The sequence below is a fragment of the Parafrankia sp. Ea1.12 genome (assembly GCF_900465275.1).
Classification (GTDB): Bacteria; Actinomycetota; Actinomycetes; order Frankiales; family Frankiaceae; genus Parafrankia; species Parafrankia soli.
Genome location: NZ_UBIZ01000174.1, coordinates 1 through 20,346 on the forward strand (window position 1 = coordinate 1; position 20,346 = coordinate 20,346).

Annotated in this window: 22 protein-coding genes and 1 pseudogene; 7 read left to right on the forward strand and 16 right to left on the reverse strand. The window is 70.3% G+C overall.

Annotated features, from left to right (window positions below; genetic code table 11):
• Nucleotides 1–186 precede the first annotated feature (186 nt).
• The 4 genes from FMEAI12_RS05145 to FMEAI12_RS05160 form a co-directional block, all read right to left on the reverse strand.
• On the reverse strand, nt 187–1,614 hold the full coding sequence (locus FMEAI12_RS05145; protein WP_112105156.1) for a replication initiator: 1,428 nt from the start codon (nt 1,612–1,614) through the stop codon (nt 187–189).
• A 663-nt stretch (nt 1,615–2,277) separates the two neighbouring features.
• A complete protein-coding gene (locus FMEAI12_RS05150; protein WP_235013715.1) occupies nt 2,278–2,775 on the reverse strand; it encodes a hypothetical protein in 498 nt (165 codons plus the stop codon).
• 28 nt (nt 2,776–2,803) lie between these two features.
• Nucleotides 2,804–2,971 carry a hypothetical protein gene (locus tag FMEAI12_RS05155; protein ID WP_235013716.1) on the reverse strand — a complete coding sequence of 56 codons (168 nt, stop codon included), beginning with the start codon at nt 2,969–2,971 and terminating at the stop codon, nt 2,804–2,806.
• Between the two features lie 134 nt (nt 2,972–3,105).
• Entirely contained in the window at nt 3,106–3,390 is a 285-nt protein-coding gene (locus FMEAI12_RS05160; RefSeq protein ID WP_112105170.1) for a DUF397 domain-containing protein, read from the reverse strand.
• A 360-nt stretch (nt 3,391–3,750) separates the two neighbouring features.
• On the opposite strand from FMEAI12_RS05160, the gene FMEAI12_RS05165 reads away from it, so the two are divergent.
• Nucleotides 3,751–4,491, forward strand: a complete 741-nt coding sequence (locus FMEAI12_RS05165) for a helix-turn-helix transcriptional regulator (protein WP_112105171.1) — start codon at nt 3,751–3,753, stop codon at nt 4,489–4,491.
• A gap of 2 nt (nt 4,492–4,493) precedes the next feature.
• Nucleotides 4,494–4,961, forward strand: a complete 468-nt coding sequence (locus FMEAI12_RS05170) for an NUDIX domain-containing protein (protein ID WP_112105157.1) — start codon at nt 4,494–4,496, stop codon at nt 4,959–4,961.
• 309 nt (nt 4,962–5,270) lie between these two features.
• On the opposite strand, the gene FMEAI12_RS05175 is transcribed toward FMEAI12_RS05170, so the two are convergent.
• The 5 genes from FMEAI12_RS05175 to FMEAI12_RS05195 form a co-directional block, all read right to left on the reverse strand.
• Entirely contained in the window at nt 5,271–5,666 is a 396-nt protein-coding gene (locus FMEAI12_RS05175) for an FKBP-type peptidyl-prolyl cis-trans isomerase (protein WP_112105158.1), read from the reverse strand.
• Between the two features lie 857 nt (nt 5,667–6,523).
• Nucleotides 6,524–6,871: a recombinase family protein gene (locus FMEAI12_RS05180; RefSeq protein WP_235013720.1), complete on the reverse strand. Its 348-nt coding sequence runs from the start codon at nt 6,869–6,871 to the stop codon at nt 6,524–6,526.
• Between the two features lie 11 nt (nt 6,872–6,882).
• Nucleotides 6,883–7,194, reverse strand: a complete 312-nt coding sequence (locus FMEAI12_RS05185; protein WP_112105160.1) for an energy transducer TonB — start codon at nt 7,192–7,194, stop codon at nt 6,883–6,885.
• A 732-nt stretch (nt 7,195–7,926) separates the two neighbouring features.
• The gene (locus FMEAI12_RS05190; RefSeq protein ID WP_235013718.1) at nt 7,927–8,490 is read right to left on the reverse strand and encodes an SWIM zinc finger family protein; all 564 of its coding nucleotides are present in this window, start codon (nt 8,488–8,490) and stop codon (nt 7,927–7,929) included.
• Complete coding sequence (locus FMEAI12_RS05195) at nt 8,487–10,355, reverse strand: DEAD/DEAH box helicase (RefSeq protein ID WP_112105161.1); 1,869 nt, start codon at nt 10,353–10,355, stop codon at nt 8,487–8,489. Before FMEAI12_RS05195 ends, FMEAI12_RS05190 begins: the two co-directional genes overlap by 4 nt.
• Nucleotides 10,356–10,534: 179 nt before the next feature.
• Between FMEAI12_RS05195 and FMEAI12_RS05200 the strand changes: the two genes are divergently transcribed.
• From FMEAI12_RS05200 to FMEAI12_RS39715, 3 genes and pseudogenes are all read left to right on the forward strand, one after another.
• Nucleotides 10,535–11,020 (forward strand): MarR family winged helix-turn-helix transcriptional regulator, encoded by a 486-nt coding sequence (locus FMEAI12_RS05200; RefSeq protein ID WP_112105162.1) that lies wholly within the window; start codon nt 10,535–10,537, stop codon nt 11,018–11,020.
• A 64-nt stretch (nt 11,021–11,084) separates the two neighbouring features.
• Nucleotides 11,085–11,663, forward strand: coding sequence for an IS6 family transposase (locus tag FMEAI12_RS05205; RefSeq protein ID WP_255565659.1), 579 nt, complete (start codon nt 11,085–11,087; stop codon nt 11,661–11,663).
• A gap of 55 nt (nt 11,664–11,718) precedes the next feature.
• Nucleotides 11,719–11,925, forward strand: a pseudogene (locus FMEAI12_RS39715) (GNAT family N-acetyltransferase); the annotation flags it as partial.
• 16 nt (nt 11,926–11,941) lie between these two features.
• On the opposite strand, the gene FMEAI12_RS05215 reads toward FMEAI12_RS39715, so the two are convergent.
• The 7 genes from FMEAI12_RS05215 to FMEAI12_RS05245 all read right to left on the reverse strand — a co-directional run bounded on the left by FMEAI12_RS05215 (nt 11,942) and on the right by FMEAI12_RS05245 (nt 18,191).
• Nucleotides 11,942–12,298, reverse strand: a complete 357-nt coding sequence (locus FMEAI12_RS05215; RefSeq protein ID WP_200835191.1) for a metalloregulator ArsR/SmtB family transcription factor — start codon at nt 12,296–12,298, stop codon at nt 11,942–11,944.
• An 82-nt stretch (nt 12,299–12,380) separates the two neighbouring features.
• Complete coding sequence (locus FMEAI12_RS39185) at nt 12,381–12,503, reverse strand: hypothetical protein (RefSeq protein WP_255565658.1); 123 nt, start codon at nt 12,501–12,503, stop codon at nt 12,381–12,383.
• A 101-nt stretch (nt 12,504–12,604) separates the two neighbouring features.
• On the reverse strand, nt 12,605–13,801 hold the full coding sequence (gene fahA / locus FMEAI12_RS05225) for a fumarylacetoacetase (protein ID WP_112105163.1): 1,197 nt from the start codon (nt 13,799–13,801) through the stop codon (nt 12,605–12,607).
• Nucleotides 13,798–14,709: a hypothetical protein gene (locus tag FMEAI12_RS05230; protein ID WP_112105174.1), complete on the reverse strand. Its 912-nt coding sequence runs from the start codon at nt 14,707–14,709 to the stop codon at nt 13,798–13,800. The genes fahA and FMEAI12_RS05230 overlap by 4 nt, the downstream gene beginning before the upstream one ends.
• A complete protein-coding gene (locus FMEAI12_RS05235) occupies nt 14,706–15,929 on the reverse strand; it encodes a homogentisate 1,2-dioxygenase (RefSeq protein ID WP_112105164.1) in 1,224 nt (407 codons plus the stop codon). Before FMEAI12_RS05235 ends, FMEAI12_RS05230 begins: the two co-directional genes overlap by 4 nt.
• A 70-nt stretch (nt 15,930–15,999) precedes the next feature.
• Nucleotides 16,000–17,205 carry a 4-hydroxyphenylpyruvate dioxygenase gene (gene hppD / locus FMEAI12_RS05240; RefSeq protein ID WP_112105165.1) on the reverse strand — a complete coding sequence of 402 codons (1,206 nt, stop codon included), beginning with the start codon at nt 17,203–17,205 and terminating at the stop codon, nt 16,000–16,002.
• Nucleotides 17,206–17,333: 128 nt separating this feature from the next.
• Nucleotides 17,334–18,191 carry a helix-turn-helix domain-containing protein gene (locus FMEAI12_RS05245; RefSeq protein WP_112105166.1) on the reverse strand — a complete coding sequence of 286 codons (858 nt, stop codon included), beginning with the start codon at nt 18,189–18,191 and terminating at the stop codon, nt 17,334–17,336.
• A gap of 116 nt (nt 18,192–18,307) precedes the next feature.
• Here FMEAI12_RS05245 and FMEAI12_RS05250 point away from each other — a divergent pair, with 116 nt between their 5' ends.
• Both FMEAI12_RS05250 and FMEAI12_RS05255 read left to right on the forward strand, forming a co-directional pair.
• On the forward strand, nt 18,308–19,306 hold the full coding sequence (locus FMEAI12_RS05250; protein ID WP_112105175.1) for an aldo/keto reductase: 999 nt from the start codon (nt 18,308–18,310) through the stop codon (nt 19,304–19,306).
• 114 nt (nt 19,307–19,420) lie between these two features.
• Nucleotides 19,421–20,346: intradiol ring-cleavage dioxygenase (locus tag FMEAI12_RS05255; RefSeq protein WP_112105167.1), on the forward strand; the 926-nt coding region annotated here is incomplete at its 3' end.

Here is a 20,346-nt window from a genome sequence, read left to right on the forward strand (position 1 = left end):
CCCGTACCCCGGTTGCGTGGGCAGGTTCGGTGCCGGCCGGGACGACGATCGGGACAGGCGAAAGATCTGCGGAACCTTCCGTGCTCACCTGCTGGCCAGCCACGACCGGAGCAGCGTCTACGGCGCCGGTGTCGGCATCGTCGGGGGTGTCATCGAACAGCGAGGGCTGAAAGGCACCTACGGTGCTCATAGCCCAGCCAGCCAAACATCCGCACCCGACCCAGCCGCCGGCACAGCAGAGTCGGGAGGGCCGGTATCCCCGCCATACAGACCACGCCCGGCATAGGTCCACGCCCCGAGGACAACCGTGGCCGGATCACCGTCTGGACGGCCGAACGCATCCCCCGGCACCCGGCCCGCCATCGCCGCACCGAGCGTGCGCGACCAGACCCGCCGCACCGTGCGCAACGCGGTGAACGTCGTGGACCACCGGCGGGCTTTCGAGATCCAATGACCACCAAACCCGTACTGGTGAGCCCACCGCAGCAGCCGAGGCACATCCCCGGAGTCCCGGCCGAGCGCCGTATCCAACGCCGCGGTGAACACCGGATCGTGCCCGAGCCGCCAGCAGGTCTCGACCAGGCGGCGCACATGCGGCGCCAGGACCAGCCGACCCAGCCCGGCCAGCGACCGCACCGGATGATCCAACGACCCACCGGCCGTCACCGATTTCGTCAGGTACTTCGCCAGGTAGTTACTGACCCGCGCGACGTCGGTGGGCCCGTCGAGCGCGATGCGGCGGATGTCGACCCGCACACCCCAGCGGACCGCCCAGCCCTCCTCGGGTGCCGTGGCGTCGAGGGTGACCGCGTCCGGATCGGGAGCCGGCACCGCCACCGACCCGACAACGCCCCGCAGAGCGTCCGCGACCAGATCCCCATCCGCCCACCCCGGAGGAGCCGAGTCGGGACCGTCCGGCCCGTCGACCCGCACCACCACATGCAGATGCACCACGCCCCGTGCCTGCATTTCCGCGACCTTGACGAAACTCAACCGCGCGGCCCGCCGAAGCCCCGCCACGGTCAGCCCAGCCGCCGCCGCTACCGCCGATTCGGTCGCGTCACGGGTGGCCTTCCACAGTTTCGGAACGAGTGCGTTCCAGGTCACCGTCCGGCCGTACGAGTAGCAGTCCGCGCAGATCGGCGCGCCGAGCCGGGAATCCTCGGCTCGGTGCCGCTCATGGCAGCCCGCCGGACGGCCATGCGGACACAGGCCCCGCCGGGGGTGGCAGGCCCGCACCGGACCGGTCTTCCCGCCCTGCTGACGACGGGAGTGCACCGGGCCGAACGACGGCGCGGTGAGGGTGACGAACCAGGCCGGATGCCCGGTGACCGTGTCCGGGACACCCTTGCCGCCGGCCAGCCCGGCCAGGACCAGCCGCCGCGCATCCCGCTTGTAGGTGGCGGAGCAGGCGGGGCACACCGAGGCCCGCCGGTTGTTGCACCGCACATGCAGCACCCCGCCCGGTTGGTCCGAGCTGGTGAACGCGCGGCGGACCTCACCGGTAGCGATATCGACATGGTCAACATGGCCGGTCAGGCGGATCGGTCGGGAACAATCACCGGCGACCGGCCGGTTTTCGGGCAGGCTCACGCCCACGTCCACGGGATTCACCGCGTCCTTTCACCCGAACAGCACCGGGCCGGCCCGGAAAAGAACACAGGCCAGCACGGACACCGCACGGTTACGGCAGGAACGGAAACAGGAACGGGAAACAGCCGACACACACCCGACGGGCCATCCGCCGTACACCCATCCAACACCGAAACACCTGCACAATGCTGCCCAAAAAAAGCGACCAATAACTGGCAGCGCGGGTGGCACGTGAAAGGCAGCGAAGCCGGCATGAAACCGGCACCGCAACGGCACGAAAAAGGAACGGGCAGCCCGGGGAGTGTCAGCCGCCGCAGCGGCCTACCCGCTCAGAACCCGAAACACCCGACACCACGACAGCACACGCCACCGGCACACCTGCACCACCCCAGACAGAGACGGGAACAGGCCACGCGAACACGCATGACCCCAGGTGCAGCAGCCCGAGCCCGGTCCGTGCCGCTCCCAGGCGGCTCGCATGTGGACAGCCCGACAATGTGGCGTACTGCCGTACAAAACATTGATCACAATGGCGCAGGGCCGGAGCCCTCGAATGCCATCACCTACTATACCGGCCCAGGCCGGCTGAAACCAGCGAATACGACGACGACCCCGAACCACCGGCGAGGGGGAAGCCGGAACAGGTTCGGGGCCGTCAGCTCGTGACGATCACATCAGGTCACGTCAGGTTGGAGAGGATTCCGCCATCAGGTCCCGGAACGGGAACATGACTTCCCAGACCTCGACCTCAGATACGGCGTCGTCGTCACGCAGCCGTACCCGGTAGCCGGAGAAGCTCACCCCGGCCGGGACGACATCCGCCGGGGGACGCGCCCCGGTCATCACGACCCGAGGGTTCGCACCCGTCAGCAGGCGTTGCCGCCGAAGACGGGTACCGACCGCCCACGCCACCCGGGACTGTTCCAGCGGTGTGACCCGGCGGTGCAGCAGCACCAGGCCCACCGTGGACAGCTGCACCACGCCAACCCCGGCCCCGACCATCACATCCGGGTCGACGTCCAACACGTCGCACAGCAACATCTCTTGATCGTCAGAGTCAGGGTGCAGTGGTTTCGGGAGCAGACCGACAACCAGACCGTCGTGGTAGCCGATCCGCAGCTCCGGCAACGCACCCACGTCGAACTCCCAGCGCGACGTATCCGCCACCGCCAGCCCGCTCACCGGCCCCACCCCGACCGCCGCACCGGCATCACAAGATGACGATCCGACCCAGCCCGACGAACGGCAGCGCCATGTACTCGCCGGGGCGTAACCCCAGGTCGAGCGCACACCGCGTCGCATCGGCGGCGTCGACGAACGGCGCGACCACCCGCACCCCCGGCACCACCAGCGCCCACACCCCCGGCGGAGTGACCACCCCCCGAGCGGTCACTGGCCACGCCGACGTGGGAACGCTGGCCGTCCTGCGTGTACCACCACGGGTCATCGTCATAGGCGTATTCCTCCTCCCCGGCGTCGTGGTCCTCCTCCTCACAGTCGTCCTCACGATCGTCACTGCTGCTCATCAGACCTCCCCGTATCCGTTAAATCGTTGAACTCCCCATCGCCCACTCCGGCCAGGAACGCCCGCCACTCGGCCATCGAGAACAGCAACGCCGGACCATCCGGCTGACCGGCCTGACGCAGCACCACCCCCACCCCGACCGACGCCGACGCGAACGCCAACGGCGCGACCTCCACCGCCGCATCACCCGCCCCCGACGCCCGACGCCACACCAGCCGATCCCGGCCGAACACCGGCACCTCAAAGTCCAAGCCGGCCGACCACTCCCGCATCCACCCGTCCACCCCGCATCACCTCCCCACGACGAGCTCGGACAGAGAAAGCGGCAGCCCCGGGTGGAGCACTGGGGGTGTGTGGCCCTGACGGAGCCCCACCCGAGACCACCAAGGAGCCACCGCGCCTCTCCTACGGCCCCCAGCCCGAGACGCGCCGTGCCTCCCACCTACGCGGCCCCAGCCGGGGGGACGACCCCAAGCCCGACCAGAACCGTGAGAACAAGGGTCGACGCCACGCCGGGACGCCCCTACCGCCCATCGGGGACGTTTAGGACGCCTAGAATGCCGTCCGGAACGTCCCACCAGGAGGGTGTGAACATGTCGGCTCAGGGAACAAGCGAGCGTCTGCGAGTGGCGATGGCAGCAAATGGTGTGGAGGTCGAATCCCTTGCGCGATCCGTCGGCGTCGATCCCAAGACAGTGCAGCGTTGGTTGAAGGGACGCCTTCCCCACCCACGTCACCGGTGGAAGGCGTCCGACGCACTCGGCTGCTCCGAACAGGACCTCTGGCCAGAGATCGCGATCGCCAACGCCTCAGGAACCGCTGCCACCGCCGAGATCATGTCGGCCTACGCGCGACGCGCCGACACCCCGGTTCAGCTCTGGTCCCGGATGCTTGACCGGGCCACCACCAGCATCGACCTGCTCGGATACGCGATGCTGTTCTTTCCCGAACAGCACCCTGACCTTCCGGAATTGCTCACCGACAAGTGCGCCCGCGGCCTACAGGTCCGAATCCTGCTTGCGGACCCCTACTGTCCCGAGGCCGCGATCCGCGACGACCTCGAAGGACTCGACGGCACGCTATCCGGACGTATCCGCTCCACCGTCCGCCACTTTGAACCCCTACTCGACAACCCCGGGGTCGAACTACGCTACCACCGCTTGCCGCTTTACAACGCCGTCTACCGTTTCGACGACCAGATGCTCGTCACCCCGTACCTCTATCGACTCCACGGCTTCCAACATCCGTTGCTGCACCTCAAGCGGCTCGGCCCCGCCGGAATCTTCGAGTCCTACGCCCACCAGTTCGAAGCAATCTGGACCGCCCCCACCACGACCCAGAGCCCCACCGCCGACCGCGAACAGGAGATCTAGAGATGGGCCGGATCGACTATTACCACGACCCCAACGCGCCCGCGGCGAACTCCCTTGTTGTCGGAGGATCCGCCGTCGTCACCGACAAGGACGGACGCATCCTTCTGCAACGACGCGCCGACTCAGGCAACTGGGCACTCCCGGGCGGCACCATGGACATCGGTGAGACCTTCGCTGACTGCGTCATCCGCGAGGTCAAGGAAGAGACCGGCTTCGACGTCGCCATCACCCGCATCGTCGGCATCTACTCCGACCCCGCGCACGTCTTCGCCTACGACAACGGCGAAGTCCGCCAGCAGTTCAACATCTGCTGCGCCTGCACCATCACCGGCGGCACCCTCACCGTCAGTGATGAATCCACCAGCGTCGACTTCTTCCCAATCAACGACATCGAGCGCCTACAGATCCACGAGACGATCAGAATCCGCATCCGCGACCACCTCGCCAACACCGCCCCTACCCTACGGTAGTCACCTGATAGCGGGACGTGATATTGAAAGATCGTCGCCAATATGCTGTACGGGTTCAAGGGCGGCCCTTCGGGCCGCCGCCGTAGATGAGCCGCGCGCGCCGCACACGCCGCGCCGAACGGGACCCCGTCCGGTCCGCCGCGCGCGGCGGGGCCCCGCCTCCCTTCGGTCGGCACCCCACCGGCGCGTCGGTCCGGCCGCCCGTTCAGCGCGTCGGAACGTCGCGGGATCGACTAGTCCGGTTGCCGGCATACCCGCCTTGCTCCGCGTACACGTTCTTCTGGGCTGATGAGCGGCCGGAGCCGAGTCCTATCGGCCGTGCGGCCGTTGTCCTCTCGACTTTATATCGAGTAGTTCCACTTCGAAGCGGAGGTCGGAGTCGGGCGGAATGATGGGCGGAAAGCCGTCGTGGCCGTACGCGTCGTCAGATGTGATGTCGAGAAACGCCTTCTCGCCGAGCGACAGCTGGGGGATCCCCTCATCCCACCCCCTGATCACCTTGCCGACACCGATCGGGACCACGAACGGCGACCCTCGATCACGGGACGAGTCGAACTCATCGCCGGGCTGCGGGTTGCCGCCGCCGATCCAGTCGTCGTGCCCGACAGTGAGGAAGGTGCCGACATAGTGAATCGCCACCGTGTCCCCCTTCTTGGGGAAGTTCTTACCGTCCCCCGGCGAAATGGTTTCAATCGTTACGCCCATGCGGCCAGCCTTTCCTCGCTGATGGACCACCCCGCGCGGCGGCTACTCGGCCCTGGTAGAGCCGAGCAGCCCGGCGTCACGGACCGCCGCACCCCGCACGGGCAGGAACGGGGATCTCCAAGAAGTATGTCAGTCGACCTACCTCCTGGACTCACGTTCGACCCTGCTCGCTCGACGGCCCTCGCGGCGGCCGATCAGCGGCCTATCTAGTGGCAACCGCCGAGAGACCAGCGCTTGACGCTGGTCATCAGTGGCCGATGAGAGGGTGTCGAGCGCGGCGGCACGGTTGGTGCCGGTGAGCTGCCGAGATCCACCGGCCAGGCCAGGACACGTCTGGGACGACTCACCGCAGTCGATCAATCCTTGTGAAACGAGCTGTATAAGAGCGCCGCCCGGGAACGGGGGGATCCCGGGCGGCACCTACGATCAAGGATGCCAGCGTGGCTACCGTGGGGCAACGGTTCCAGCGGGGTACACGCCGTTCCGCCGTGCGGACGTTTCACAGGTGACCGCCGGTTGTTTCCCCTTTCCCGTGGCGCCACATGGTCTAACGGCCTACCTACCGCATCAAGGGCGGCTACGCCGTCGCAAGCGATCACCCTTCGGGCGACCCTTGACACGGCAGGCAGCCCGTCAGGCAAGGCGCAATGGGGAAAGGGAGAAAAAATGGAGGGGCTGACAGGACCGTCCTACTCCTCTTCGTGCTGGGCGCCGCCGGCCGCGTTCATCCCAGGCGAGTAGCGCCCACGCTCAGACGCGCCGCGCCCCGGCAGCTGCGTGGACGTCGCACGGCGAACACGCCAACGGCCAGTGATCCAACTCGGGTCACTGGCCGTTGTTCGTGCTGGGGTCGGGGGTTACACGGTCAGCAGTGACGCCACCAGGCCCGCGCCCACCGGATCGGCGGTGTCCGTACCGTCCCGGGCCACCAGCAGTCGTACCCCCGCGCAGCGCAGCATCTCCAGTGCCGCCAGCCTGCCGGGTTCGGTGTTCGCCAGCCGATCCATGGTGTCGACCACGACCACGTCATACCGGCCGGAACGGACCAAGCGCAGCGCCGCCCACCACGCCCGCAGGTCCGAGCCGTACTGACGGACCGCACCCCCGGCAGTCCAGCCCCGCGCCGCGCACGCCGCCGCGAACACCTCCCGCTGTTCCACCCCGTCCCCAGGCCCGGTGTGCCGAGTGAAGCTCAACGCCCGCACCGTCCCCGCCATCACTGGCCCCCGTCCCGACGGTGCCGACCAGGACCACCCGGGAACCCCGAGACCTGCGCCTTATACCACAGGCTCGCCAGCGTGCCCGCCACCGTCAGCGAGTCCCACCACTTCCCCGCCACGTCCAACGGCGTGTTCGGGTCCACCGTCACCTGCACACCACCCGGCAACACCAGCACCGGCCGCAGCACCGCGAACCGATCAGGGTTCTTCGGGAGCTGGATCTCCGCATCCTCTGCCGGATGCGCCTGCAACACGAGGTTCAGCCGGGACCGGCTATCACCGATCGTCCCATCTGGCATCATGGCCATGGGTTCCACTCCTGTTCTGATCAGGATTGGGATCAAGGCCCGGGGATTGGTGTTACCAGCACCGCCCCGGGCCGCCCTATTCAATTACCCTTACCAACACCCATAATACCCGTTCACGCGGTGAAGCGCAGCCATTACAAGAAAGCCGAAGAACGGATTACCGGCACGTTCGCAGCCATTCACCCGGCGGATTCCCGAGCGCGCTATCCGGCGGACCGGCAGGGATGATCGACTGTGGTTCTCCCGCCGCGCCCGACCTGGCCGCCGCCACACACCGCACCGGACACGAGCGATCATCACGTGATGATCGCCCACGAGAGAGCGCAGCCACCGGTGGTCCGTCCAGCACGTGACGACCGACCTCGACCGCAGATGAGCGCCGCGCACCCCGCGCGAGCTTTCGCCACGCAGCGCCACCAGGCCCAGCCCGGCCAAGCCGCCGTACCAACTGACCTGCGAGCAACGACCGAGGAAGATCAATCAGTGCAGGAGAAAAAGTGAACTTCGCCAACCTGTTGCGTGCAGCGCTTCACGCCGCTACTGGCAGAGGCGACCCAGCCGTGCCGGCACTGGGCTGGGGACAGGCGGTGAAGACAGCCGACAGCCGCAGCCGCGGGTCGGCATCGACGTCGATATCGTAGTGGCTGCTTGGATGGATTGGTCAGGGTGTGACTGGCACTGATCGGCTGTATCGAACAGAATCCGTCGGCGAGGGCGCCCGCGCCAGCGTGGTCAGTCTCCGTAGAAGCCGGCCGGGTCGAGGTCGGACAGCGCGACCCAGTCCGGATCCGCGGTGACGGTGGCCTTCGTGGTGGTGGATCGCAGCTCGACCGCCAGCGCTGGGCGTTCGTCGACGAGTTGGGCCAGCGCGTAGATCGTGGCGAGGATGTGCACGCATGGTCGTTTGCGAGCCCGGCAGGTGCAGTCGCTGTGCTGCGCTTCCGGGGGGACGGCAATGCTGATCGCGTGATGTGTGAGGTCCGCCTCGAGGGTGTCGGGCAGGTCTCCGGCGACCAGCCCACGGTGTCCGGCCATGGCCTTGGCAATCAGGCGCCCCGCCTCGGCCCGGGTCTCGTCGGGCCAGACCGGCAGATCGATCCGGACCCGGCACACCTGCCCGGACCCGGTGACCTCGGCTTCGACGTAGCCGACACCGGCAGCCACGACGGTGGTGGTGTTCCGCGCGAGGGTGCGCGCTTTGGGCAGCAGCGGGTTGGGCCCCGCCATCGACGTCGACTCGACGGTGCGGACCCAGGCCCGGCCCCAGGGCGTGGCTCCGAACTCCGGTGGCATCATGCGAGCACCCCCTGGCCGAGATCCAGTACCGCGTGGAGGTCGTCGTCGGACATCCTGGCCAGTGCGGCCTGGGTGTCCCCGGAGACGATCTCGGCGACGCCCCGTTTGTTGTCGTGCATCTGCACGATGTGGTCCTCGATCGTGCCGCCGGTGACAAGCGTGTAGACGTTGAGCGTCCGCGACTGACCGATCCGGTGCGCCCGGTCGGTGGCCTGCTCCTCCACGGCCGGGTTCCACCAGCGGTCGTAGTGCATGACGTGGGACGCGCGGGTCAGGTTGAGCCCGAAGCCGGCGGCGCGAAGACTCAACAGCAGGACGGGCGGTGCGTCGTCGTCCTCCTGGAACGCGTGGACGAGCTGGTCGCGGCGCTCCGTGGCGAGGCCGCCGTGCAGGAACGGGACCGGGCCGACGCCGAGCGCCGTGCCCAGGTGCTTCGAGAGCAGCTCACCCATCGCGCGGTACTGGGTGAACACGAGCACGCGGTCGTCCTGCTCGACGACCTCGGTCAGCATCTCGGTCGCCCGGTCGAACTTGCCGGACATGCCGAGCGCAGCGGTGTCCTCCCGCAGGTACTGGGCGGGATGGTTGCAGATCTGCTTGAGCGCGGTGAGCAGGGCAAGTATCCGGCCCCTGCGCTCGATGCCGGCACCGAGACCGTCGGTGAACGCCTTGTCGACGGCTTCACGGTAGAGCCGGGCCTGCTCGTCGGCCATCGTGCAGACGATCGTGGAGTACAGCTTGGGTGGCAGATCGGCGGCGACGTCGGCCTTGGTACGGCGCAGCAGGTGTGGTGTGACCATCCGGGTGAGCGCGGCCGCGGCGGTCACGGAACGGCGTTGCTCGATCGGCGCGACGAACCGCTGCCGGAACCGGCCGCGGGCGCCCAGCAGGCCGGGATTGGTCACGTTGAGGATGGACCACAGCTCGTCGAGCCGGTTCTCCACCGGGGTGCCGGTCATTGCGATCCGCACGGTGGCGGACAGCTGTGCGGCGGCTCTGCTGGCGAGGGCGTCCGGGTTCTTGATCTGCTGCGCTTCGTCCAGGACCACGACGTCCCAGACCGTTCCGGCCAGCGGCTCGTCCTTACGCAGCACCGGGTAGCTGGTGATGATGACGGTGCCGGGCGGGTAGGTCTCCGGCAGTGCCCGGCTGCCGCCGTGATAGATGATCACTGTGGTGGTCGGGGTGAACCGCGCCAGCTCGCGCCGCCAGTTGCCGATCAGTGAGGTCGGGCAGATAACCAGGTGCGGCCTGTCCGACCGGCGGGTGGCCAGCATGCAGATCGCCTGCAGCGTCTTGCCGAGGCCCATCTCGTCGGCCAGGATCCCGCCGTGCCCGAGACCGGGCCGTGCGTTGAGCCAGGCCACGCCGTGCAGCTGGTAGGGCCGCAGCTCGGCGGTGATGGCCGCGCCACGCAGCACGATGCGGGTGGCCACCGCCTGACGGAACTGCGTCAGCAGCGTGGGTGCGGTGGCGATGGCGGTGCCGTCGGCGTCGAGCACCGCATGGGCGGCCGGCGGCATCCGCGTGCCCAGGGCCCCGAACGCCTTGTCCTCGCTGGCGGGGTCGTCGCCGTCCAGCAGCCGCGCGGCGTCGCGCCACGCTCGTACGGAGGCGCTGACCTCGGCTCGCGGATCGAGCATCAGGAGCCCGCGCCGGGCGGCATCCAGGTCGGCGAACCGTACGGGCACGTTCGCCGGCCGGACCCCGTCGCGACCAGCCACGGCCAGGCGACAGACGCCTGGGCGGCCCGCCGGCAGCCCCTGTTCACGTACGGCGTCTTCCAGCTCGGCCACACCCCACCAGGCGATCGCGTCCTCCGCGGGGACGAAGGTGGCTTGCAGCCGACCAGGCAGCTCAGTCATCGAGCACCTCAGACCGTCGTCGGGACATCGGATTTGCGCTGGCCGAGGGAGCAGGCATCCGCGAGATGCCGTTCGACCAGACGACCTACCTGCTCGTATGATCGGGATCGCGCGACACAACTGTTGCGTGGCGCAACCGTTGCGCGACACAATACTACTCGGTCGATCGGCTACGCCCCATGACCACGAACGAACAGAACTCCCCGGACACCAGCCAGTCGCTGACGGCACAGGTCATCGAAGCGCTACCGGACTGGATCACCCACCTCATCCAGCTCAACAGCCTGATCGCCGCCCGGATGGGGGTGGTCGTGACGGACTTCCACTGTCTACACGCGTTGCAGCAGGACGGTCCGACCACGGCCGGCGCACTGGCCGAACGCGTGGGCCTGACGCCCGGCTCCGCGTCACGCATGATCGACCGGCTCGCCGCAGCAGGCTGCGTGCGCCGGGTTCCGGACCCGCGGAGTCGGCGCCGGATCATCATCGAGCCGACCGACGAGGGCCTCGACCGGATCAATGCCTACTACTCCGGGTTGACCGCCCGGACCCGCGAGGACCTGGCCGCCTTCAACGACGACGAACTGCACACCCTCCTTCGATTCATCGAGGTGTTCCGCCTCAGTGCGCTCGCCGAAGTCCGCCAGCTGCGCTCCGCGCCCTGACCCCGAGCCCTTCACAGGGCGTGCCAGGCCCAGACGGCGGAACCCATCAAGATCGGCAAAAGTCATCGAGGGCAGTGGTGAAGTGGCGGAAAAGCGAACTTCGTCGACCTGTTGCGTGCAGCGGTTCACGCCCCTGCTCGTAGACGCGGCCCGGCCATGCCGGCACCGGCCGGGCGATAGATGGTTCGTCGATGAAACGTATGTGAAGGTCGCCGGCCGGGGGACCTACCTCTACCGGGCCGTTGACCAGCACGGCCAGGTCATCGACGTCCTCGCCAGCACCCGCCGCGACCAGGCCGCCGCCCGCCGGTTCTTCACCCAGGCGCTGTCTCATGGCCGCCGGCCGGTTGAGGTCACCACCGACAAAGCACCTGTCTACCCGAGGCTCCTCGACGAGCTGCTCCCCGGGGCGTGCCATGTCGACACCGTCCGGGGGAACAACCGGATTGAGGCTGATCATGGCCGGTTGAAGGCCCGGCTGCGGCCGATGCGCGGGCTGAAACGGCTGCGCTCTGTCCAGACGATCAGCGCCGGACACGCTCTGGTCCAGAACATCCGCCGCGGCTACTACGACCTCGCCACCCACACCGACCCGCAGCTGCGGCTGGCCGCCACATTCACCGAACTCGCCCAGGCCGTCTGACCACTGCTCACCGGGCCACTGGCATGCCCTGCTTCCTCCGAACGCGTCAGCGCCTCATCGAATCACTATTGACCCCGCGGCCGCCAACGACAGGGCGATCCGCTGCTACAAGAAGGTCGGTTTCCTGCCCGCCGGAATCATGCGCAGGTATGAGCGCGGGCCGGACGGTGCTTTCCGTGATGGGCTACTCATGGACCTGATCAGCGATGATTTGGAGGTTGGATACGGAGCGCGCCGCGGCGCGACCCTCCACCCTTCATAGCTTCCGCGGGAGGCGTTCACCAGGTGTCCTCCTGCCGAGATCGCGGGGCAGGCCGCTCCCGTAGCGGCGCCGCGGTGTCAAGGTGGTGTTCCGGTGCGTCCGGGCGATCGTCCCAGTGGGCCCGGAACGGCTCGAGCCAGCGGGCGAGCTCCCGCAGCGGCGCGGGCTCCAGGAGGTAGAGCCGGCGCTGTCCGTCGGGGCGGACAGTGACGAGCCCGGCCTCACGCAGGATCCGCAGGTGCTTGGACACGCCGGGCTGGCTCAGCCCCAGCTGTTCGACCAGTTCGTTGACGGGCCGAGGGCCGGCGCGGAGCAGCTCGAGCACCCGGCGGCGGTGCGGGTCACCCACCGCGGCCCAGATCACAGGTTCCACAACTCGACTATCACCAAAAGGTTATATTGCTGTCAAGCGATTGCTTTTCCGTGACGGACGTCCCGGAAAGTCGTCTGCGCCGCTATGCGTCCGCGGGCTCACCGATCTCGAAACTGAACGCCGTGTTCGCGCCGTCGACGGAGTCGACGGTGACGTCCACCGGATGGGTCGTGCCGTCCGCCGGGTCGATCAGCGCGCACTGCATCTCGACACCCTCGCGGAACGGCCCGTGTCCCGCCGGCGACAGGACCCGGGCAGGCGAGCTCCCTCGTCTGACGGGACCGGTGCCTGCCGGCCGGCGGGTGCTCACCGGGCCGGGCGGATCGTTCCCGTCACCTCACCGAAGCCGATGCGCACGCCGCTGTCGCCGGGGGCGGTGGCCCGGATGGTGATGGTGTCGCCGTCCTCGAGGAACGTCCGCTCGGTGCCGTCGGGCAGTCGCAGCGGCTCGGTGCCGTTCCAGGTGAGCTCCAGGAAGGACCCGCACTCGTCGCGGCGCGGGCCGGAGACGGTGCCCGAGGCGAAGAGGTCGCCGGTGCGCAGCGCCGCGCCGCCGACGGTGAGATGCGCCAGCTGCTGCGCGGGCGTCCAGTACATCTCGGCGAAGGGCGGGCGGCTGACCACGAAGCCGTTCCAGCTCACCTCCAGCCGCAGGTCGAGGCCCCACGCGCCGTTGTCCCGCAGGTAGGGCAGCGGTTCGGGCTCCCGCGGCGGCGGCTGGAACCGCGCGGCCGCCAGCGCGTCGAGCGGGACGACCCAGGGCGAGACCGACGTCGCGAAGGACTTCCCGAGGAACGGCCCGAGCGGCACGTACTCCCACGCCTGGATGTCCCGCGCCGACCAGTCGTTCACCAGCACCACGCCGAACACGTGGTCGGCGAACGCCGCCGGGGTGACCCGTTCACCGAGCGCCGACGGCGTCCCGACGACGAAGCCGACCTCCGCCTCGATGTCGAGGCGGGTCGTCGGGCCGAACGCCGGCGGCTGGCCGTCGGCGGGCCGGCGCTGCCCGCGCGGGCGGACGATCTCGGTTCCGGAGACGACGACCGTGCCGGAGCGGCCGTGGTAGCCGACAGGCAGGTGCCGCCAGTTCGGGTTCAGCGGATCACCGCCGGGGCGCAGGATCCGTCCGACGTTGCTGGCGTGGTGCTCGGAGGCGTAGAAGTCGACGTAGTCGGCCACGTCCACCGGCAGGTGCAGCCGGACCGCGTCACGCGGGATCAGGCTGGGCCGCGCCGCCGCTTTCTGGGCCGGGTCGGTCAGCAGGTCGGTGATCCGCGCGCGGACTGCCGTCCAGTGGCGCCGGCCCCGGCTGAGGAACTCGTTCAGCCGGGGCCGGGCGAACACCGGGTCCCCCAGCGCGGCGGCGAGGTCCAGCACGTGGTCGCCGATGGCGACGCCGATCCGGGGGCTCCCACCGTCGGCGGAGAAGGCGCCGTAGGGGAGGTTCTGCAGCGGGAAGTCCGAGCCCTTGGGTACCGGCACCCACGAGCGGGCCGTCACGCCGACGCCTCGGTCCCGGCCGACGCCGTCGCCCCGGGCGGTGCCGCGGAGCTGACGAGGCCGAGTCGGCGCAGGTCGTCGACCGGTGCGTCTGTCCGGCACGAGCCGTATGCGACGAGGGCCCGGCGTGCGGCGCGGGCCAGCTCCGGCGGCACCGCGCGGGCCTCGGCGACGAGCGCGGCCTCGTCCGTGCGGTCGAGGATCTCGCTGACCGCCGGGAGGCCGGCGCCGTCGACCGCGCGGCAGGTGGCGAGCACCAGGTTGAGGAACCCGTGGTGGGTGAAGCCGGTTCGCCGGTCCCGGTAGGGCAGCGCGTGGTGGAGCCCGGCGGTCGCCTTGAACGGCACGCCGCCGCGCGCGCAGGCGACCACGAATCGGGCCACTTCCGCGGACGGGGGGAACTGTTCCGCGCGCGCCCCGCCGCACCGGATCTTGGCCCCGTGGCCGGCGGCCGACACCCGCGCCAGGGCGTCGAGATCCCCGCGCGGCGTCTCGACGAAACAGGGCACGGACGGTGGCACCGCCGCCAGCGCGGCGAGGTCACCCAGCAGCCCCTCGACCCCGACCAGCTCGACGCGCGGGTCGCCCTCAAGGCGGGCCAGGGCGGTGTGGAGCGTGCTCGGCTCCAACGGGCTGACGAGGCCCAGCGCGAGACGCCCCTCGGCGGCGGTCCCGTCGAGACGCCCGCCAAAGGCTCCACGCCCGCGCGCACCGGCGGCGAGCGCTTCGAGGAGTTCGTCGAGGCGGGACGCGGCGCACAGGAAGTGGCCGGTCAGGACGCCGGTGGGGTCCGCGCAGTCGTGCCGGTGCCGGCGGAGGGCGGCGGGCATGGGCAGTTCCTCGGGCGGGAACAGCCCGGCGTCGTCGACCAGCCCGGCGAACAAGCCCGGCGGCGGATGGCCGGTCACCCTGCGCCGCCCCGCGCCGCCGCGTTCGCCGCCCACGTCCAGGCGTAGTCGGGGTCCTCGCAGGCGAGGCCGCCCTCGCCGAGCTCGAGTGGGGCGAAGGTGTCGACCATGACCGCGAGCTCGTCGACGAACTCCACCCCGATGCTCGCCTGCACCGCCCCGGGCTGCGGGCCGTGGGTGTGCCCGGCGGGATGCAGCGAGAGGGAACCGGGCCCGATCCCGGAACCGCGGCGGGCTCCGTAGGCACCGCCGGTGTAGAAGATCACTTCGTCGGAGTCGATGTTGGCGTGGTAGTACGGCGTCGGGATCGCGTCGGGGTGGTAGTCGACCTTGCGGGGCACGAAGTTGCAGACGACGAAGTTACGGCCCTCGAAGACCTGGTGCACCGGCGGTGGCTGGTGCAACCGGCCGGTGATCGGCTCGAAGTCGCCGATGTTGAACAGGTACGGGTAGAGGCAGCCGTCCCAGCCGACGACGTCGAACGGGTGGGTCCGGTAGGTCAGCACCGTGCCGGCGACGCCGCCGGTCCCGGCCCCGGGCCCGCGGTGCTTCACGTACACCTCGACGTCCGTTCCCTCCTCGAGCAGCGGCCCGGCCGGGCGGCGCAGGTCGCGTTCGCAGTAGGGGGCGTGCTCGAGGAACTGGCCCGAGGCCGACAGGTAGCGCTTCGGCGGGCGGATGTGGCTGTTCGCCTCGATGATGTAGGCGCGCAGCGGCTCGTCGCCGCTCGGCGTCCACCGGTGCGTCGTGCCGCACGGGACGACGACGTAGTCGCCGGGGCCGGCCGGCAGTGTGCCGAACACGGTGTCGACGCGGGCGGTGCCGGCCTCGACGTAGACGCACTCGTCACCGGTGCCGTTGCGGTAGAGCGGTGAAGGCGCGCCGGCGGCGACGTAGCAGAGCCGGACGTCGGCGTTGCCCAGGAGCAGCCGCCGCCCGGTGACGACGTCGAGGCTCCGCCATCCCTCGGCCGCGGTGAGGGTGTGGGTGCGCAGGTGCCGCGGCCGCAGGGGGTGGTTGGCGACAGTGCCGAGGGCGGGCAGCTCCCACGGCCGGGCCGCGCTGATCGCCGCCGGGATCTCCCGGTGGTACAGCAGTGACGAGTCCGCGGAGAAGCCCTCCGATCCCATCAGCTCCTCGCTGTACAGGCCGCCGTCGCCGCCGCGGTGCTGCGTGTGCCGTTTGGGCGGGACGTCCCCGGTCCGGGCGTAGTACGGCATCGTCGGGTCCTTTGCGTCGGGTCCTTTGCGTCGGCTCCTCAGAACATCTGCTCCGCAGAACCTCGGCACCTCAGAGGTTTCCCCGCCGTTCCTGCTCGCGTTCGATCGCCTCGAAGAGGGCCTGGAAGTTGCCCTTGCCGAAGCCGAGCGATCCGTGCCGCTCGATGAGTTCGAAGAACACCGTCGGACGGTCCCCCAGCGGCCTGGTGAAGATCTGCAGGAGGTAGCCGTCCTCGTCGCGGTCGACCAGGATCCGGCGGCGCCGGAGCTCCTCGACCGGTGCCCGCACCTCGCCGACGCGGGCCCACAGCGCGGGGTCGTCGTAGTAGGTGTCGGGAGTGTCGAGGAACTCGACGCCCTCGGCCCGCATCGCGTCGACCGAGGCGAGGATGTCACCGGTCGCCAGGGCGAGGTGCTGCGCGCCGGGACCGCCGTTGAACTCCAGGTACTCCGCTATCTGCGACTTCCGCCGGCCGGGCGCGGGCTCGTTGAGCGGGAACTTGACCCGGTGGTTGCCACTGGCGACCACCTTGCTCATCAGCGCCGAGTACCGGGTGGCGATGTCGCCGCCGACGAACTCGGCCAGGTTCGTGAAGCCCATGACCCGGTTGTAGAACGCCACCCACTCGTCCATGGCGCCGAGCTCGACGTTGCCCACGACGTGGTCCAGCGCCTGGAACAGGCTGCGCGGCGCACCCGGCCGCCGGACGTGCCCGGAGCGGCGCTCGACGTAGCCCGGCAGGTAGCACCCGGAGTAGCGCGACCGGTCGACCAGGGTGTGCCGCGTCCGCCCGTAGGCGGCGATGGCGGCGAGACGCACGGCGCCGTGCTCGTCGCGCAGCTCGTGCGGCTCCTCGAGCACCCGCGCACCCTGGGCACGGGCGTGCGCGATGCACCGGTCGACGTCGGGCACCTCCAGCGCGATGTCGACGACGCCGTCGCCGTGCCGGCGGTGGTGGTCGAGCAGGGGGCTGTCCGGGCTCACTCCCCCTTGGAGCACGAACCGCACCGCGCCGCTGGTGAGAACGTAGGAGCAGTGATCGGGCTGGCCCGTCTCCGGCCCGGAGTAGGCGACGAGGTCCATGCCGAACGCCGACTGGTAGTAGTGGGCCGCCTGGTTGGCGTTGCCGACCACCCACACCACCGCGTCCCAGCCGGACACCGGGAACGGGTCGCCGGCCGGGTCGTGCTCGACGAGACCGACCAGCTGTCGGAGCTGGTCGACGTCCAGCTCGGCAGAGCGCTCCTGGCCGGTCAGCGTCACTTCGGTGCTCATGGACGTCCTCTCGGCCGGGCGGGAGTCGAGGCGGCGGCGCTGGCGCGCGAACGCGAGAGTGACACTACCTTGAGTGACACGATGCCCGCCTGGTGTGACGACTCGCCTGGTGTGATGAGACGGGGTGGTCAGCGACCGGCGACCTCGCCGGTGGTCAGGTCCTGGGTTCCGATGACCCGCAGCAGGTCGAGCTGGTCGCGCGCCGGGCTGCCCGGTCGCGGGTAGAGCACGACCAGCGTCTGGGTGCCCGCGTCGCTGGTCAGCGTCTCGCACAGCAGGTCCACGGCGCCCACCGCCGGATGGATGATCCGCTTGTGGTCGGCGCGGCGCACCATGACCTCGTGCTCCGCCCAGAGCCGCGCGAACTCCTCGCTGCGGCCCAGCAGATCGGCCACGAGATCCTCCACATCCGCGTCGCCGCGGCGCCGGCCGTGGGTCGCGCGCAGGTCCGCGACGTGCGTGCGGGACAGCCGCTCCCAGTCCTCGCGCGGGAACCGCGACCGGACGTCCGGCTCGGCGAACCAGAGCCAGGTGTTGTTGCGGGCCCGTCCCGGGCGGGCGGAGATGTCGCCGGACAACGCGACCGACATGCGGTTGCGCGCCAGGACCTCGCCGATGTCGGAGACGACGAACGCGGGAGTGTCGGTGAGCCGGTCGAGGATGTACAGCAGACCGGGCGAGACGTGCGCGGCGGTGGACGTCCGCGGTGGGGGCGGCTGGCCCGCGAGGTGGAACAGGTGGTCGCGTTCGTCGTCGCTCAGGCGCAGCGCCCGGGCCAGCGCGGCCAGCAGCGGCGCGGACGGCCGCGGCCCGCGGGACTGCTCGAGGCGGGTGTAGTAGTCGGTCGACATGACGGCGAGCGCGGCCACCTCGTCGCGGCGCAGCCCCGGGGTGCGCCGGCGCACCCCGGGGGGCAGGCCGACGTCCGATGGCTGCAGCTGCGCGCGGCGCCGGCGCAGGAAGTCGGCGAGCCCGGAGCGATCCATGCCACCAGCGTTCCCCACACCCGGCGGCCGAGCCAGGGACCGGCGATCCCACGATGAACGGTCCCTGCCGCGGCGTCGCCCGCCGCAGCAGACTGGCGGCCATGACGCAGACGACGATGACGACAAGGCGGCTCGGGGCGACCGGGCCGGAGGTGGGTGCGCTCGGGCTCGGTTGCATGGGCATGTCCGGCATGTACGGGCCGGCCGACGACGACGAGAGCGTGGCGACGATCCTCGCCGCGGTCGACGCGGGGATGACCCTGCTCGACACCGGCGACTTCTACGGCATGGGGCACAACGAGCTGCTGGTCGGCCGTGCCCTGCGCCAGCTCGACCGGGACGCGGTGACGGTGAGCGTGAAGTTCGGCGCGCTGCGCGACGCGGTCGGCGGCTGGGGTGGTTTCGACGCCCGGCCGGCGGCGCTGCGCAACTTCCTCGCCTACTCGCTGGTGCGCCTGGGCACCGACCATGTGGACATCTACCGGCCGGCCCGGCTCGACCCCGCCGTGCCGGTCGAGGACACCATCGGTGCCATCGCCGAGCAGGTCAAGGCCGGTCTGGTCCGGCACATCGGCCTGTCGGAGGTCGGCCCGGAGACGATCCGGCGGGCGGCGGCCGTGCACCCGATCTGCGACCTGCAGATCGAGTACTCGGTCCTCTCCCGCGGCATCGAGGACGAGATCCTGGCGACCTGCCGCGAGCTGGGGATCGCGATCACCGCGTACGGGGTGCTCTCCCGCGGGCTGATCGCCGGCACCGGCCCGTCGGGGCACAGCGGCGACTTCCGGGCGCACAGCCCGCGCTTCCAGGGCGCGAACCTCGACCACAACCTGGGGCTCGTCGAACGCCTACGGCCGGTCGCCGAGCGCCACAACGTCTCCGTCGCGCAGCTGGCCATCGCCTGGGTCGCCGCCGCCGGTCCGGACGTCATCCCGCTGGTGGGGATGCGCCGCCGCAGCCGCGTCGACGACGCCCTGGCCGCCGTGGCCGTCACCCTGTCCGAGCAGGATCTGGCCGACGTCGACCGGACGGTGCCCGCCGGGTCGGCCGCGGGCGGACGGTACGAGGACGCCCAGCTCGCCGCCCTCGACAGCGAGCGTCCCGCCGAGCGCTGACGCGGCCCGCCAGCCCGTCCACGCACAGGTGGTGCACAGGGAACGCACAGCGTAGGCATCGCCGGGCCCGCCATGATCGAGCCATCAGGTCAGCCGATCGCAGATGGAGGGCACATGGCGGATCACCGGAGTCCCAGCCGGACGCGGGCGTACGAGGGGCGCCCGCTGGCCCGGCCCGACGAGGAGATCGTCGACCAGGGCCTCGCCTTCGACGTCGGCACACTGCTGAGCCGGCGGCGGATGCTGGCCTTCTTCGGCCTCGGCGCCGCGTCGGCCGGCCTGGCGGCCTGCGGCTCGGACTCCGCCGGATCCACGGCCTCAGCCGCCTCGGGGACGTCCACCTCGGGGACGTCGGCCGCGACAGCGAGCGCGGCGGCCGGGGAGATCCCCGAGGAGACCGCGGGCCCCTACCCGGGCGACGGGTCCAACGGGCCGGACGTCCTCGAGCAGAGCGGTGTGGTCCGCAGTGACATCCGGTCCAGCTTCGGCGACTCGACCGGCACCGCCGAGGGCGTCCCCATGACACTGGCGCTGACGGTTCGCGACCTCGCGAACGGCGGCACGCCCTTCGCCGGGGTGGCCGTGTACGTGTGGCACTGCGACCGCGAGGGCCGCTACTCGATGTACTCCGACGGCGTCACCGACCAGAACTACCTGCGCGGGGTCCAGGTCGCCGACTCCGCCGGCACGGTCCGCTTCACCAGCATCTTCCCGGCGTGCTACACGGGGCGCTGGCCGCACATCCACTTCGAGGTCTATCCCGACCAGGCCAGCATCACCGACTCGACGAAGGCCATCGCCACCTCGCAGGTCGCGCTGCCGCAGGACGTCTCCGAGAAGGTCTACGCCCAGTCGGGCTACGAGGCGTCCGTGCGCAACCTGGCGGCGGTCAGCCTCGACAGCGACAACGTCTTCGGGGACGACTCGGCCGCCAGCCAGCTCGGCACCGTGACCGGCGACGTCTCCAGCGGCTACGCGGTCGCCCTCGCCGTCGGCGTCGACACGTCGACGGCCGCGGGCGGCAGCCAGGCTCCCGGTGG

What these genes read in the sequence shown, in the direction of transcription:
- FMEAI12_RS05160 (WP_112105170.1), bottom strand. Translation starts at nt 3,390, where the DNA reads ATGCGGGAGTGGTCGGCCGGCTTGGACTTTGAGGTGCCGGTGTTCGGC.
- FMEAI12_RS05165 (WP_112105171.1), top strand. Translation starts at nt 3,751, where the DNA reads ATGGCAGCAAATGGTGTGGAGGTCGAATCCCTTGCGCGATCCGTCGGC.
- FMEAI12_RS05170 (WP_112105157.1), top strand. Translation starts at nt 4,494, where the DNA reads ATGGGCCGGATCGACTATTACCACGACCCCAACGCGCCCGCGGCGAAC.
- FMEAI12_RS05175 (WP_112105158.1), bottom strand. Translation starts at nt 5,666, where the DNA reads ATGGGCGTAACGATTGAAACCATTTCGCCGGGGGACGGTAAGAACTTC.
- FMEAI12_RS05185 (WP_112105160.1), bottom strand. Translation starts at nt 7,194, where the DNA reads ATGGCCATGATGCCAGATGGGACGATCGGTGATAGCCGGTCCCGGCTG.
- FMEAI12_RS05190 (WP_235013718.1), bottom strand. Translation starts at nt 8,490, where the DNA reads ATGATGCCACCGGAGTTCGGAGCCACGCCCTGGGGCCGGGCCTGGGTC.
- FMEAI12_RS05195 (WP_112105161.1), bottom strand. Translation starts at nt 10,355, where the DNA reads ATGACTGAGCTGCCTGGTCGGCTGCAAGCCACCTTCGTCCCCGCGGAG.
- FMEAI12_RS05200 (WP_112105162.1), top strand. Translation starts at nt 10,535, where the DNA reads ATGACCACGAACGAACAGAACTCCCCGGACACCAGCCAGTCGCTGACG.
- FMEAI12_RS39185 (WP_255565658.1), bottom strand. Translation starts at nt 12,503, where the DNA reads ATGCAGTGCGCGCTGATCGACCCGGCGGACGGCACGACCCATCCGGTG.
- FMEAI12_RS05235 (WP_112105164.1), bottom strand. Translation starts at nt 15,929, where the DNA reads ATGCCGTACTACGCCCGGACCGGGGACGTCCCGCCCAAACGGCACACG.
- hppD (WP_112105165.1), bottom strand. Translation starts at nt 17,205, where the DNA reads ATGAGCACCGAAGTGACGCTGACCGGCCAGGAGCGCTCTGCCGAGCTG.
- FMEAI12_RS05245 (WP_112105166.1), bottom strand. Translation starts at nt 18,191, where the DNA reads ATGGATCGCTCCGGGCTCGCCGACTTCCTGCGCCGGCGCCGCGCGCAG.
- FMEAI12_RS05250 (WP_112105175.1), top strand. Translation starts at nt 18,308, where the DNA reads ATGACGACAAGGCGGCTCGGGGCGACCGGGCCGGAGGTGGGTGCGCTC.